This window comes from Enterococcus sp. 6D12_DIV0197 (assembly GCF_002174385.1).
GTDB lineage: Bacteria > Bacillota > Bacilli > Lactobacillales > Enterococcaceae > Enterococcus_D > Enterococcus_D casseliflavus.
This window is the reverse complement of sequence record NZ_NIBN01000001.1, coordinates 332036-345015: the sequence shown is the minus strand read 5'-3', so window position 1 is coordinate 345015 and position 12980 is coordinate 332036. Positions and strand designations below refer to the sequence as shown.

General features: G+C 44.7%; 14 protein-coding genes. 6 read left to right on the top strand and 8 right to left on the bottom strand.

Annotated features, from left to right (window positions below):
• Window positions 1-55 precede the first annotated feature (55 nt).
• Window positions 56-1402, bottom strand: coding sequence for an amino acid permease (locus A5867_RS01630; protein WP_087626729.1), 1347 nt, complete (start codon window positions 1400-1402; stop codon window positions 56-58).
• 295 nt (window positions 1403-1697) lie between these two features.
• On the bottom strand, window positions 1698-2066 hold the full coding sequence (locus A5867_RS01625; protein WP_016609076.1) for a YxeA family protein: 369 nt from the start codon (window positions 2064-2066) through the stop codon (window positions 1698-1700).
• Window positions 2067-2386: 320 nt separating this feature from the next.
• On the opposite strand from A5867_RS01625, the gene A5867_RS01620 reads away from it, so the two are divergent.
• The 6 genes from A5867_RS01620 to A5867_RS01595 all read left to right on the top strand — a co-directional run bounded on the left by A5867_RS01620 (window position 2387) and on the right by A5867_RS01595 (window position 8409).
• Window positions 2387-2998, top strand: a complete 612-nt coding sequence (locus A5867_RS01620; RefSeq protein WP_249270001.1) for a GNAT family N-acetyltransferase — start codon at window positions 2387-2389, stop codon at window positions 2996-2998.
• A gap of 16 nt (window positions 2999-3014) precedes the next feature.
• The gene (locus tag A5867_RS01615; protein WP_087626728.1) at window positions 3015-3941 is read left to right on the top strand and encodes an ROK family protein; all 927 of its coding nucleotides are present in this window, start codon (window positions 3015-3017) and stop codon (window positions 3939-3941) included.
• A gap of 57 nt (window positions 3942-3998) precedes the next feature.
• Window positions 3999-4757, top strand: coding sequence for a MurR/RpiR family transcriptional regulator (locus A5867_RS01610; protein WP_010748570.1), 759 nt, complete (start codon window positions 3999-4001; stop codon window positions 4755-4757).
• Window positions 4758-4916: 159 nt separating this feature from the next.
• Complete coding sequence (locus tag A5867_RS01605) at window positions 4917-6227, top strand: PTS transporter subunit EIIC (RefSeq protein ID WP_087626727.1); 1311 nt, start codon at window positions 4917-4919, stop codon at window positions 6225-6227.
• 32 nt (window positions 6228-6259) lie between these two features.
• On the top strand, window positions 6260-7699 hold the full coding sequence (locus A5867_RS01600; protein WP_087626726.1) for a 6-phospho-beta-glucosidase: 1440 nt from the start codon (window positions 6260-6262) through the stop codon (window positions 7697-7699).
• Between the two features lie 206 nt (window positions 7700-7905).
• The gene (locus A5867_RS01595; RefSeq protein WP_010748567.1) at window positions 7906-8409 is read left to right on the top strand and encodes a GNAT family N-acetyltransferase; all 504 of its coding nucleotides are present in this window, start codon (window positions 7906-7908) and stop codon (window positions 8407-8409) included.
• 43 nt (window positions 8410-8452) lie between these two features.
• On the opposite strand, the gene araD is transcribed toward A5867_RS01595, so the two are convergent.
• The 6 genes from araD to A5867_RS01565 are packed head-to-tail and all read right to left on the bottom strand — an operon-like array spanning window position 8453 to window position 12969.
• Window positions 8453-9139 (bottom strand): L-ribulose-5-phosphate 4-epimerase AraD, encoded by a 687-nt coding sequence (araD, locus tag A5867_RS01590; RefSeq protein ID WP_087628147.1) that lies wholly within the window; start codon window positions 9137-9139, stop codon window positions 8453-8455.
• Window positions 9111-10010, bottom strand: coding sequence for an L-ribulose-5-phosphate 3-epimerase (locus A5867_RS01585; RefSeq protein WP_010748565.1), 900 nt, complete (start codon window positions 10008-10010; stop codon window positions 9111-9113). Before A5867_RS01585 ends, araD begins: the two co-directional genes overlap by 29 nt.
• A 6-nt stretch (window positions 10011-10016) precedes the next feature.
• Window positions 10017-10655, bottom strand: a complete 639-nt coding sequence (locus A5867_RS01580) for a 3-keto-L-gulonate-6-phosphate decarboxylase UlaD (RefSeq protein ID WP_010748564.1) — start codon at window positions 10653-10655, stop codon at window positions 10017-10019.
• Window positions 10656-10711: 56 nt separating this feature from the next.
• Complete coding sequence (locus A5867_RS01575; protein ID WP_008376531.1) at window positions 10712-11005, bottom strand: PTS sugar transporter subunit IIB; 294 nt, start codon at window positions 11003-11005, stop codon at window positions 10712-10714.
• A gap of 23 nt (window positions 11006-11028) precedes the next feature.
• Entirely contained in the window at window positions 11029-12495 is a 1467-nt protein-coding gene (locus tag A5867_RS01570; protein ID WP_087626725.1) for a PTS ascorbate transporter subunit IIC, read from the bottom strand.
• The gene (locus tag A5867_RS01565) at window positions 12496-12969 is read right to left on the bottom strand and encodes a PTS sugar transporter subunit IIA (protein WP_010748562.1); all 474 of its coding nucleotides are present in this window, start codon (window positions 12967-12969) and stop codon (window positions 12496-12498) included.
• Window positions 12970-12980 lie beyond the last annotated feature (11 nt).

The window sequence follows — 12980 nt, the reverse complement described above, 5'->3', positions numbered from 1 at the left end:
AACAACCGAACGCGGGGTTCCTTCCCCATCAGTTTATGTCTTAAGGGACGTTTCTTCAACTTTTTTCACTGGTTTTCTCAATTTTTCGATGGTTCCAATAAAAACTAAGAAAAATGATCGTATACAATAGTGCGGTGAAGCCAGTGACCGCCAATGGGTTAGTGATCAAAATACCGACAAACAGCAAAATCAGTGCAAGGATCGCCCCACTCAAGAAAATCGTATAGCCCATTTTCTTCTGCTTGCGTACCAAAACAAACGCCGCCGCGCTGATCAGCAACCAGATCAGCAATACAGTATAAGACAGGGAGCCTGCTAGATAATTGAAGAGTTTGTCGCCTAAAAAGTAAGAAAGAACGACCCCAAGATATAATGTACCGCTGCAAAACATGATCGCTCGTTGGGGCACGCTGTTTTTATTCAGCATCGTAAAGCGGCTTTTTTTCTGGCCATTGTTGCTTAATCGGAAAAACAACGTTCTTGAAGAAGCATAGACCCCAGAATTGATCGACGAAAACAAAGCCAAAATAATCACTAAATTGACGATGTCGGAGGCAAATGGGACATGGATTTTTTGAAACACCATCACAAAAGGACTGACATTTGGATCGGCTAATTGATTCCACGGATAAATGATCAGTAAAAGAAACAAGGGAATGATGTAAAAAGCGGCAATCCGAGTCATCACTCCTTTGATTGCTTGCGGGATCGCTTTTTTGGGATTTTCCGCTTCACTGATCGTAATGGCTACTAATTCAGAACCGCCGTACGAATAGATTACGACCAGTAAAGAATTGATAAACCCTTTGAGACCATGGGGGGCAAAACCACCATAGTCTGTCATTTGTCTCATCGTCGGGAAAAAGCCCAAATCAAAGACTTGCGTGGCAACCAGATAGAGACCCACCAAGATCAACGCGATCACCACACTGATTTTGGCCCAGGAAAGCCAGTATTCCGTTTCCGCAAACAAGCGAACCGAAAACAAATTGATGGTGGTCGTGAGCAGTGCCAAAATCAACACAAAGATCCAAGCTGGAATATTGGGAAACCACAACTGCAAAAAGCTTGCGGCAGCAACTGCTTCGGCGATGATGTTGATCATCCACATTGACCAGTAGATCCAGTCAATGAAATCGGCTGTATGCACGCCAAGATATGGCTGGACTAAGCCCGAAAGACCATGTTGTTTTTGGTCAGATAAGACCAACTGTCCCAGTCCTGTCATGACGACAAATAAGATCAGCCCGCAAAAAATAAACGCCAGCAAGACCGCAGGCCCCGCTAACTGGATCGCTTCACCGCTGCCCTTGAATAGGCCAGCACCGATGGCGCCACCTAGTGCCAACATAGTGATATGTCTGGTTTTCATCTGCTTTTTTAATTGATTTTTTTCTCTCATAGGTTCCTCCTTGAAAACCGTTGATCCTCCATACAAGGTGATTCTCTCATTGTCGCTATTTTTAATTATATGAATGATTTTTTTTAACTACCTCATAGAGAATACCAGACGCTTCTGCTATTGCAACTAAGAATTGAAAAAATTATCTATTTTTTCTGAAAATTCTATCATCCTCTAATCTTTTTCACCTAAATCAAATCTTGGCGAGCTTTTCTCTAAGTGAATGCACGAAAAAAGCCATCTCCCAACTTGCGGGAAATGACTTCCTGTCCTTTTTTTCAAGCAGGCTTGATGATCAATGAGTCGTAACCAACTCGTCTTTGACGGCGTCAGGGAGATCTTGCTCGGTCACCTCTTGATACGACTCCACATGTTTGCCCTTTGCATCAAGCTCTAGGTAGGCATTTTCTTTTAGCTTTTGTGGTGCCCAAAACGTGATTTTTATCTTTTGTCCATCTTCATTGACCCCTTCTTGTGTATATTCGTAGGAATCGTGTTCTTGCAACACACCATACTCGTCGGATGTTTTGACATAGACCTTTTTCTCCGGTACGAACGGATTGAAACGATCCACCAGCTGAACCAGTTCGCTGGAATCATCTTTCGTAAAATAAGACCATGTAACCAATGTGACGGTCCCGATCGTTAACACGAGCAGGATCATACTAATTGCTTTCTTCAAGTGATTGTCCTCCGTTTTTTCTATCTACCTTCAGTATAAAAAAACAAGCGATAAATATAATCAAACTTAAGGCGTATTTTTCCGTCGGTCATTGTGACTAAGGTATCAATGGAATATTTCTGCTTTTTCCAACCTCAACGTATAGACAAACAACTAAGTTCTCCTACAAAAACGTCCCTTCTCACAGGAAGACCAGACTGTTTAATAAGTATCGTGATTTTTCATTCTTTGTAGTAAACTAAACTGCAACAACTTACTTTTAAATACTCATGATTGAAATCTATAGAAAATCGAGGTGCCCCATGCTAGAAATCAAACTGATCGATCAAAAACATCAAGCTGACATCCGCTTAAAAAACGAACCCTTCTCCTTATGGGGGAAACTGCTGCCGTCTTATAATGAGGGCAGCTGGCAGTACACGATCTGTAAATTTGCATCTGAAGACATTCAGACGATGCGTTTCCCAGATGAAAATTATTGCTATGACGAAATGAGCCGAAACAGTCTGTTTATCGGTGCTTATGATGATGGAAAATGCATCGGCTTAGCGATCGTTCAAGACGCTTTTTTCAAGTATCTGTACCTCTATGACTTAAAGGTCAACACAGACTACCGTAAGCAAGGAATCGGTCAACTACTGATCCACCAGGCACTGAAAGCGGCCCTTGCCAAAGGTTATCGCGGCATCTACACGCAAGCACAGGACAACAATCCTTCTGCCTGTCTGTTCTACTTGCGAGCAGGCTTTCGTATCGGAGGTCTGGATACGGAAGTGTACAAAGGAACCAATCAGGAAGGCAAAAGTGACATTTTGTTTTATTTGGATGCAGCGGAAACGGCAGGCAAAAAAATAGCTAAAAAAAGAAAAAAATTCCTCCTGCCAGATGGTACACTTAAGGCAACAATGTTTTAGAAGGTGAGGAAGAAGAATGTACGTAGGATTTGATATTGGCGGAACAAGTATTAAATATGGTGTTTTAGATGAAAGCGGAGTGATCCTTGAAAAATCAGCGATCCCTACTAGCTATGAACCAGCCCAGTTTTATCAGGATCTACTCACGATCATCGAAGATGCCCAGAACCGCCACACGATTGATGGCATTGGGATCAGCGCCCCCGGGATCGTTCAAAAAGACGGCTTTATGTTAACTGCGGGCGCCATCAAATCGTTATATGGCGAAAATTTCAAAGCAGTCTTGGAAGCGCGTACAGGGTTGCCTGTGGCGGTGGAAAATGATGCCAATGCAGCAGCGATCGCTGAAAAATGGATCGGCAATGCGCAAGAGGCTGCCAACTATTTGTGTCTTGTCCTAGGCACTGGTGTAGGCGGTGGGATCGTGATCAATAATCAAGTCTACCGAGGTGCTCATGGCATGGCTGGTGAATTTGGCTGGATGGTGATCGATCATCTGCCAGAAGAAGGCAATATCGAGGAAAGTTCCATCAATAAAAAAACTGCCGTCGTAGGCGGCTTGATTCGCCTCTACAATTTAGCGGGGGCAGCAGTTCCTGGCTTTGAACCCACCCAAGACGCCAAAGAAATTTTTGACCGCGCGCAGCAAGGCGAAGCGTTGGCGCTGAAGCTGACGGACCAATTTCTGACGGATCTGTCTGTAGGGCTGATCAATTTGATCAGCTGCTTTGACCCAGAATTGATATTGATCGGCGGCGGCATCAGTGCCAATCCTTATTTCTGGGAACGCCTGCAGGCTCGCTTGACGATCACGGAAACACGGCATGAAGCGATCAATTATTTGCGCGGACAAACCATCGCACCTGTTCGTCCAGCGAAGCTGAAAAACGACGCCGGCTTGATCGGCGCAGTCTATCAGATCCACCAACAGCTGCACCGTTAAAAGTTCGGATATGCTATACTGGTGTAAATTGATTATCTAGGACAGCGAGGAACCAGCATGGCGCTTTTTGAACAATTAAACTTGAACAAGCTCTCTGCGGTAGAACAAGAAATCTACCGTTTTATCGTCAATCACTTAGAAAAGATCCCGTATATGCGCGTGCGCGACATTGCCGATGATGCCCATGTCTCTTCGACTTCGGTCTTTCGTTTTATTCAAAAAGTCGGCTTTCAGTCGTTTCCAGAATTTCGCTTCTATATCAAAAATCATTTAGAAAAAGCCCATTTTGATGCGCATCCTGAACACTTAGGTTTAGAAGCGCGCATCAAAGGCTTGAATATGCAGATCTTCCACCCTGATGCGGAATACCAAATACGAAAACTCGCCGAAGCGATGCGGGATGCCGATTTGATCTTATTTATGGGGATGGGGGCATCCGGTGCGATCGCGCAATACGTTGCCCGCAAACTAGCCAGTCTCGGTTACTTTAGCATCAGCATTGATGAACTGACCTACCCAATCAAAAGCTTTTTACGAAAAGATCAAAAGAATGTTTTGGTTTTTTTGAGTGTCTCTGGTGAAACCAAAGAACTGATCGAAGTCATTACCGGTTTAGACAATCAGGCGATCGTGCAGAAGTACTGCATTACCCCAAATCGGGAAAGTACGTTGGCACGTCTGTGCGATTATTCGATCGAGTATGCGATCAAAGAGGAACGCAAAGACATCTTTCTTGATTTGACTAGTCAACTGCCTTCAGTAGCGATTTTAGAAACGCTGATCGGCTATTTGCAAGATTATCGTACCCATTCTTGATGGTTCAGTTTACTGAACCATCTTTTTTTGTAACACTGTGTTCCAGCTGCGGAATTTTTTTCATTTCTTGAGAGATATGTACGGAATCCGTATCCGCTTACTTTTAGTCGTTTTCATTCGCTATAATGATGGCATCAATTAATGAAAGGTGTTATTATTATGCAAAAATTCAATGACCTGTTAGACCGCTCGTTGGTACCAATCGCAACAAAGTTGAACAATCAACGCCACGTAGCAGCGATTCGAGATGCGTTCATGCTGATTTTCCCACTGACCATCGCTTCTTCTCTCGTTATTTTGGTCAACAATATTTTATTTTCCAATGAGAGTTTCATCGTGCAATTATTTCAACTGAATCGACTTTTCCCGAATCTGGAAAGTGCCCAGCAAGTCCTGGCTTCCGTGGCGAACGGGACCATCAACATTATGAGTTTATTTATTGCGTTTCTTGTTGCTCAGCTTTTAGCCAAGCATTTCCAAGCAGATGCTACGCTAGTTGGTTTGACAAGTGTCGCTGCCTTTATGATCTTGTACCCGACCTCCTTTGCAGTAGATGATGTCAATGTGATCTCCACACAATATTTAGGCGCCCAAGGGTTGTTTGTAGCTATGATCGTGGCTTGTTTGGTCGGTGAATTCTTGCCGAAGCTTTTCAAAGTCAAACGACTGCAGATCAAAATGCCTGAAATGGTACCACCAGCAGTTTCTCGCTCCTTTTCTGGCATGATTCCGATCGTGATCATCGTGGCAGTCACTGCTTTGATCAATTTCTTAGTTTTGATGATCGCACCAGAAGGCATCAATGAACTGATATATAATGGGATCCAAAGTCCATTGCGGGATCTGGGGGGCAATGTCGTCGGTGTCTTGATTTTGGCGTTCTTGCAAACTACGTTGTTTGCGATCGGGATCCATGGACCAAACACATTAAATGCGGTTCGTTCAGCGATTTTTACCGAACAGGACCTAGCTAACCTAGACTTTATCAACCAAGGCGGCTCCTTGTGGGACGTTCCTTACAAAGAAACTTGGGGCGTTTTAAATGATATGTTCGCAAATATGGGCGGAACTGGTATGACATTGGGCTTGATCATTGCGATCTTCATCGCTTCAAAACGTCCAGAACAACGTGAGATCGCTAAGATGTCTTTAGTTCCAGGAATTTTCCAAATCAATGAGCCGATGATCTTCGGTCTACCGATTGTCTTGAACCCAATCATGATCATTCCGTTTATTTTGACGCCAATGGTCAATATTTTAGTGGGTTATTTTGTCACTGTTGTCTGGCCGATCATGCCGACCCCAGCGATTGGGGTACCATGGACGACCCCCGGAGTCATTAATCTCTTTTTAGGAACTGGAGGAAATGCGATCGCTGCAGTTGTCGGTGTCGTTTGTCTTGCGATTTCGGTCTTGATCTATTTGCCATTCGTGATCGCCTCTAACCGTTCCCAAAAAGTAGAATTATAAGCAAATGAATGAGTCGAGGAGGAATGAAATTTATGTCCGCAAAAATGCCAAAAGATTTTTTATGGGGCGGCGCGATCGCTGCCCATCAAGCGGAAGGCGCTTGGAATGTTGCTGGCCGTGGAATGAGTACCGCTGATGTTATGACGGCCGGCGGCAACGGTATTCCCCGTAAAATCACCAAAGGCGTCATTGAAGGAGAGTATTACCCGAACCATGAAGCCATTGACTTTTATCACCGTTACAAAGAAGATATCCAGTTATTCAAAGAGCTGGGCTTGAAATGTCTACGGACATCGATTTCTTGGAGTCGGATCTATCCAACTGGAACAGAAGAAGAACCAAATGAAGCCGGTCTCCAATACTACGATGATCTTTTCGACGAATTGCAGGCAAACGGCATCGAACCCGTGATCACTTTGTCCCACTTTGAAATGCCTTATGCCCTCTATGAAGAATTTGGTGGGTTTGCTAACAAAGCAGTGATTCCCCTCTTTGTCAAATTCGCTAAGACCGTTTTTCAACGGTATCGTGACAAAGTAACGTATTGGATGACCTTCAATGAGATCAATAATCAAGCAGATGGGCAAGAGCCGCTGCACGTTTGGACCAATTCTGCCATGATCATCGAGGATGACAGTCAAAAAGAAGCACTCGTCTTTCAAGCGGGCGTCAATGAGTTGATTGCCAGTGCGGCAGCGGTGATCGAAGGCAAAAAAATCAATCCAGAGTTTCAGATTGGCTGTATGATGGCCTATGTCCCAGTCTACCCCTACTCTTGCGCACCCGCTGATTTGATGGCATCCGTCAAAGCCAATGAACGTCGCTATTTTTACAGCGACGTCCACGTACGAGGCAAGATCCCAACCTATGTGCAAAAATATTGGGCAAAAAAAGGCATCACGATTGAGATCACGCCCGAGGAACAAGCGCTATTAAAAGCGGGAACCGTTGATTATATTGGGTTCAGCTATTACATGTCAGGAACGATCTCAACCCTTGATGAAGTGGCTGGCACACCAACTGAGGATATCCCGGGAGCAAAAATCGTGAGGAATCCTTATATCAGTGCTTCTGATTGGGGCTGGCCTATCGATCCAGTCGGGTTGCGCTATGTGTTAAATACGATCTATCAACGCTATGACTTGCCGCTATTTATCGTAGAAAATGGCTTTGGTGCTTACGATCAATTAACCAATGAGCAGCAAGTCCATGATGACTACCGCATCACTTACCTGAAAGAGCATATCGAACAGATGGAAAAAGCGGTGGTTGAAGATGGTGTGCCGCTATTAGGTTATACGCCTTGGGGGATCATTGATATCGTCAGCTTCGGCAGCGGCGAAATGGAGAAACGCTATGGCATGATCTATGTCGACAAAGATAATACCGGGAAAGGAACCTTGAATCGTTTGAAAAAAGATTCCTTTGCGTGGTACCAGCAAGTGATCGCCTCCAATGGTGAAACGCTCTAATTACTGCTTCCATGACTAACGCACAAAAACCGCCCCCTCGTTGCGCCATACTCCTTTTCACATTAGGAGCCCGGCAACGAGGGGCGGTTTTCTTATTAAAGAGGGGCGCCATTGCGAGGATGGCTTTTCTTATCATCACTAAACACTACCTCAATGCTGTGGTACACTATAGCTATTCATTTACTTTCACTTTAAGGAGGAGCTGCATGAAGCCGATATTTCGTTCGATCCAATCTCAAGATGATGCGCCCTTAGCCGCTATCATTCGCAAAAGCTTGACCGACCACCAGTTGGCGGTTCCAGGGACTGCCTATTTTGATCCCGAGTTAGACCACTTAAGTGAATTTTATGCAGCAGATCCTGCTAGCCGCCATTATTTTGTCGTCACTAATGAATCGGGTACCCTTTTAGGCGGCGGTGGTCTTGCCGCTTATGATTCAGAAGGGAAAATCGCCGAGCTGCAAAAATTTTATCTCAGTGATGCTGCCAAAGGGCAGCGCCTCAGCTATCCCTTGCTGGCGAAGATCGAGGCCAAAGCTGTTGAACTAGGTTATCGGCAACTCTATTTAGAATCCCATCATTCTCTAGAAGCAGCCTTGCATGTCTATCAAAAAGCCGGCTATCGCGCATTGTGCCAGCCACTATTGGCAGCACAGCATACCACGATGGATCGCTTTTATGTGAAAACACTCGCTGAAGAAAACGAATAGAAAAGCAGCCGTTCCTTGATCGCTAGGAATGGCTGCTTTTCCGTTATCCTTGTCCATAATAAGCATGTTCGCCATGCTTGCGGAAATAATGTTTATCCAGCAAATAATCAGCGATCGGTGTTCGATCCAAGGTCAAAGCTTCGGTACCTAATGCCATTTCTGCGATCTCTTCTAAAACAATACTATTGCTGACCGCTTGTTCCGCAGATTGCCCCCAAGTAAAGGGACCGTGTCCCGCTGTGAGGACAGCTGGGCATGCAAGTGGATCTAATCCCCGCTTTTCAAACGTCTCGACAATGACTTTGCCAGTTTCTTTTTCATAGTCTGCCGTTACCTCAGAGGCCCGTAACGGTCGTGTGCAAGGGACACTACCATAAAAAGTATCCGCATGCGTCGTTCCATATGCAGGGATGTCTCGCTGTGCTTGCGCCCATTTTACCGCATTTGTCGAATGCGTATGGACGATCGCCTTGACGCCTTCGAAGTGCTTATACAATAGCGCATGGGTTTTGATATCCGAGGAAGGCTTCAACGCCTTCGCTTCTTTCGGCGTTCCCGCTAAGTCGCAAACTACCATTGAATCAACCGTCATCGTCTGATAATCAACACCGCTGGGTTTAATGACGATGATCCCTAAATCTCGATCGATCTCACTGACATTTCCCCAAGTTAGCTTTACTAGTCCTTCCTCAGGCAGTCTCTTATTGGCTTGATAGACTCGCTCTTTCATCAATTGAAGCTGATTGATCAAGGTAACCGACCTCCTTTAGTTTTGGTAATAAAAATGCTTTGGCTTGTTCGATTTCCGCAATCGGGTCAGCGCTCGTCTCACTCCACATCTCGATGACAAAAGAACCGTTATAATTCAACCGCTTCAGCGTGCGTAAGCAGCCATCAAAATCAACACACCCAGTGCCAAACGGTACTTCTTTAAACTTTCCTCGAAACTTATCTGAAACCGCCAATGTATCTTTCAAATGAATCTGGGTTATCTCGCAAATGCCTTTTTCTAATTCATAACCGACATCATTTTCTGGCCAGGCCGATAGGTTCCCGACATCTGGATAGACTTGTAGATAGGGCGAAGGGATCTGCTCCTTGATCCGTAAATACTTTGAGATAGAATTTAGAAACGGATCATCCATGATCTCTAGTGACAAAACGACACCCTTTTCAGACGCCCTAGCGACCGCTTCTTTTAGATTGGCAATGAACCATTCTCGGCTACAAAGACTTTTTTCCTCATAGTACACATCGTATCCGGCTAATTGGATGCAGCGAATACCCAAATCTGAAGCCAGGTCAATGGCTTTTTCCATCAGATGCATCGCGTGCTTGCGCTTTTTTTCATCGATCGAACCAAAGGGAAACCGCCGATGTCCACTGAGACATAAAGACAAGATTTTGATCCCCGAGGCATAGATTGCCTCGACGATCTCTTTGCGTTGCTCTTGGTCCCACTCTAAGCGTGCCAAGCGTTCATCGGTTTCATCAATGGACATTTCAATGAAATCGAAGCCTCGGTCTTTGACAAACTGCAATCGTTCCGACCAAGAGAGGGTTTTGGGTGTTGCTTTTTCATATAGACCGATCAAACTCATGGAAAACTACCCCCAAATCCGTAAAATCTCTTGCTTGAAATCAACTGCTGCTTGTTGCGGATCGTCAGCTGCAGTGATGCCTCGTCCTGTGATAAAGGTATACACATCAATGCCAGCAAACAGAGCCAACGTCTCGACGCTCAATCCTCCCGTGACTGACACTCGAAACCCCATATCGATCAATTTACGGACTTTCGTTAAATCTTTTTCTCCCCATGTTTCACCAGCTAACAGTGCGTCACGACTTTGATGATAGATAGCTTGTGAGATGCCGGCATCTAGCCACTGCTGTGCTTGCTGGTAGGTCCAGTCACCATATAATTCTACTTGGATCTCAGCAATTTCTTTTGCCGCTGCCTTCATTGTTGGGATCGTTGCTGCACAAATCACGGTCATATAATCCGCGCCAGCTTGCTGGCAGTTTTTGGCGACCGTCCCACCGGCATCGGCACATTTTGTGTCTGCTACGATCAACTTTTCCGGATACATCGCTCGGAAGCAGCGTAAAACCTGTGCTCCTTCTTGCAACAGTAAAATAGTTCCTGCTTCAATGATATCCACCACATCGCCAACTTTTTTGATATCAGCCAGTGCACCAGCTAAATCGGAGTGATCGCAAGCGATCTGCAGTTTTGGTATACTCATGAAATTCCCCTCTCTTTTGTTCGATCATCTTTTTGTTCTTGTCACGTCCTGATGCACTACTCCTTCGAAAGACCCGCTTCTCTGACCCGCTCAATAATTTCTTTAGGGGACATCACATTTCTGACTCCGATCACTGTTACGCCCTTTTCTTTGGCTTTATCGAACATATTGACAAAGTTCATTGGCGTAAAGACCACATCGTAATTCTTGGCGGTGCTTTTGCCTTCAGAAATCGCGCAATGATGAATAGAGGTGATCGTGATCCCTTCTGACTTCAAAGCTTTTTCGACACTCCGCATCATCATCAAACTTGTTCCTGATCCATTTGCACAAGATACCAATACTCTCATCTTCTTTTCCTCCTAAGAATTCATTATTTTTGTTTTTCTATATACGCATCATAATCATCTACGATCAAGAAATACCCTTCTGGATCTCTGCGGTACTGCAACTGTGGAATCACTAATAAGATCACCACTACAAGAACCACACCAATGATGCCTAAGAATTTCATCAATACTGTAAAGAATGGCCAGACGGTCGCCCAGTCGAACATCCCAAGATAGCCGCCATATTGAGACAATCCTACCCAAGTAGCGATCAATGCCGAACCACCGATCTGAATAATGCCGGATAAGAATGGGAAGAGACAAGCCGCCTTGATGCCTCCGCGGTTGTTGGCAAAAACGGCGATCGCTGCGTTATCAAAGAACAGTGGGATAAACCCAGCAATGACGATCGTTGGTGAACGGAACAAAATCAGTAAAGCAATCATTAAGAATTGTCCTAATGCACCGAATAAAAAGCCCACCGTCACGGCATTTGGCGACCCAAAGGCAAAGGTTGCGGCGATATCGATCCCTGGAACAGCACCTGGTAAAATCGTATTCGAGATTCCTTGGAATGACTCGGTCAATTCAGAAACGAAAGTGCGGACACCTAATTGAAGAATTGCTAAATAGACGGCAAACATTAGTGAAGTTTGTAAAATATAAAATAAGAAACTTTGTCCTTCTGCCATAAATCCTGCTGTTATTAAATAATCTTGTCCAAGCGTTACTAAAATGATACCGAAGAAAAAGAGCATCAAAATCGAAGTCGATACCATATTTTCATTGAAGACTGATAAAAAACCCGGCAGTTCGACATCTTCTAATTTGCGGTTGGATTTGTTCTTTTTGAAGCGTTCCGCAAGTCGTGCAAAGAAGTAAACACCAAACATCTGTTGATGGGCAATCGCAAAACCAGCACCTTCCGTCAAATCTTGACAGATGCCAACGGTCAAATTGGACCCCACCGCCCAATAGCAGCCTAAGATCAAGCCCATGACAAGTAAGACTTCGATTCGACCCAGGTCTGGGAAACAGAATAGCAGCAGCCAAAAGGCCGTTGCGGCTTGCTGTACTTGCACATTTCCAGTAGTGAAGACGGCCCGCAGCTTCGTATATTTTTTGAAGCGAACGAGTAAGATATTAAAAACAAAGGCAATCAATAATAAGAGCATCGTGTCACCAAAGGTGCGTCCAAATCGTTCTTCAATGCCGGCGGTGATCGCATTTTGACCAAAATACGGGTCAGTGACCATCGCATCTAATTCAAAACGCTCCTTAAGCCCCACCAGGATCGGACGGAAATTATTGACCAATCCACCAGAGCCAATCGTCAAAATCAAGTAACCAACGGTGGCCTTTAAGAAACCTGCAACACATTCAACAAACGGCCGTTTCAATAGTAAGTAACCAATCAGTACAATAAAACCGATCAAAAAAGCTGGCTGCATCAAAATATTCTGAGCAAAGTAATCCCAGCATCTCAATAAGAAATCTCCTACCATTTCCATCTAATCCCTGCTTTCTTTTTGGTCATATTTCTCCATCACCGCTTCAAAATCTGCCATTGTTTTTACACCTAGTAAATCTTCCACCAGCCCTTCTTCCATCAGCATTTCGGATAAACTAGCGATATTGTTCATATGTGCTTCAGCGTTTTTGGCAGCGAGCATAAAGAACAACTGCGCCTCTTTGTCGGGGTCATCATCTTGAAATGAAACGGGGGCTGGAAAAATCGTCAATCCGATCCCCGTTCCTAAGACGCCTTTGCTTTCTGCTGAAGAATGGGGCATGGCTACTTTGGGAATGATCACAATATAAGGACCGTATTGATGAACATCCCGAATGACATCTTCAATATACTGATCCGTGATCAACGCCTTTTGCTTTAATCCTTCGCCACTCGCCCAGATAGCGGCTTCCCAATCTTCGGGCTGTTCATGATTGATCGCAACCAACTCATTTTCATAAAAATAACGCAGCATTACCTTTGCTC

What these genes read in the sequence shown, in the direction of transcription:
- araD (WP_087628147.1), bottom strand. Translation starts at nt 9,139, where the DNA reads ATGAAAGAGCGAGTCTATCAAGCCAATAAGAGACTGCCTGAGGAAGGA.
- A5867_RS01630 (WP_087626729.1), bottom strand. Translation starts at nt 1,402, where the DNA reads ATGAGAGAAAAAAATCAATTAAAAAAGCAGATGAAAACCAGACATATC.
- A5867_RS01615 (WP_087626728.1), top strand. Translation starts at nt 3,015, where the DNA reads ATGTACGTAGGATTTGATATTGGCGGAACAAGTATTAAATATGGTGTT.
- A5867_RS01585 (WP_010748565.1), bottom strand. Translation starts at nt 10,010, where the DNA reads ATGAGTTTGATCGGTCTATATGAAAAAGCAACACCCAAAACCCTCTCT.
- A5867_RS01610 (WP_010748570.1), top strand. Translation starts at nt 3,999, where the DNA reads ATGGCGCTTTTTGAACAATTAAACTTGAACAAGCTCTCTGCGGTAGAA.
- A5867_RS01625 (WP_016609076.1), bottom strand. Translation starts at nt 2,066, where the DNA reads ATGATCCTGCTCGTGTTAACGATCGGGACCGTCACATTGGTTACATGG.
- A5867_RS01565 (WP_010748562.1), bottom strand. Translation starts at nt 12,969, where the DNA reads ATGCTGCGTTATTTTTATGAAAATGAGTTGGTTGCGATCAATCATGAA.
- A5867_RS01595 (WP_010748567.1), top strand. Translation starts at nt 7,906, where the DNA reads ATGAAGCCGATATTTCGTTCGATCCAATCTCAAGATGATGCGCCCTTA.
- A5867_RS01575 (WP_008376531.1), bottom strand. Translation starts at nt 11,005, where the DNA reads ATGAGAGTATTGGTATCTTGTGCAAATGGATCAGGAACAAGTTTGATG.
- A5867_RS01605 (WP_087626727.1), top strand. Translation starts at nt 4,917, where the DNA reads ATGCAAAAATTCAATGACCTGTTAGACCGCTCGTTGGTACCAATCGCA.
- A5867_RS01600 (WP_087626726.1), top strand. Translation starts at nt 6,260, where the DNA reads ATGTCCGCAAAAATGCCAAAAGATTTTTTATGGGGCGGCGCGATCGCT.
- A5867_RS01580 (WP_010748564.1), bottom strand. Translation starts at nt 10,655, where the DNA reads ATGAGTATACCAAAACTGCAGATCGCTTGCGATCACTCCGATTTAGCT.
- A5867_RS01620 (WP_249270001.1), top strand. Translation starts at nt 2,387, where the DNA reads ATGCTAGAAATCAAACTGATCGATCAAAAACATCAAGCTGACATCCGC.
- A5867_RS01570 (WP_087626725.1), bottom strand. Translation starts at nt 12,495, where the DNA reads ATGGAAATGGTAGGAGATTTCTTATTGAGATGCTGGGATTACTTTGCT.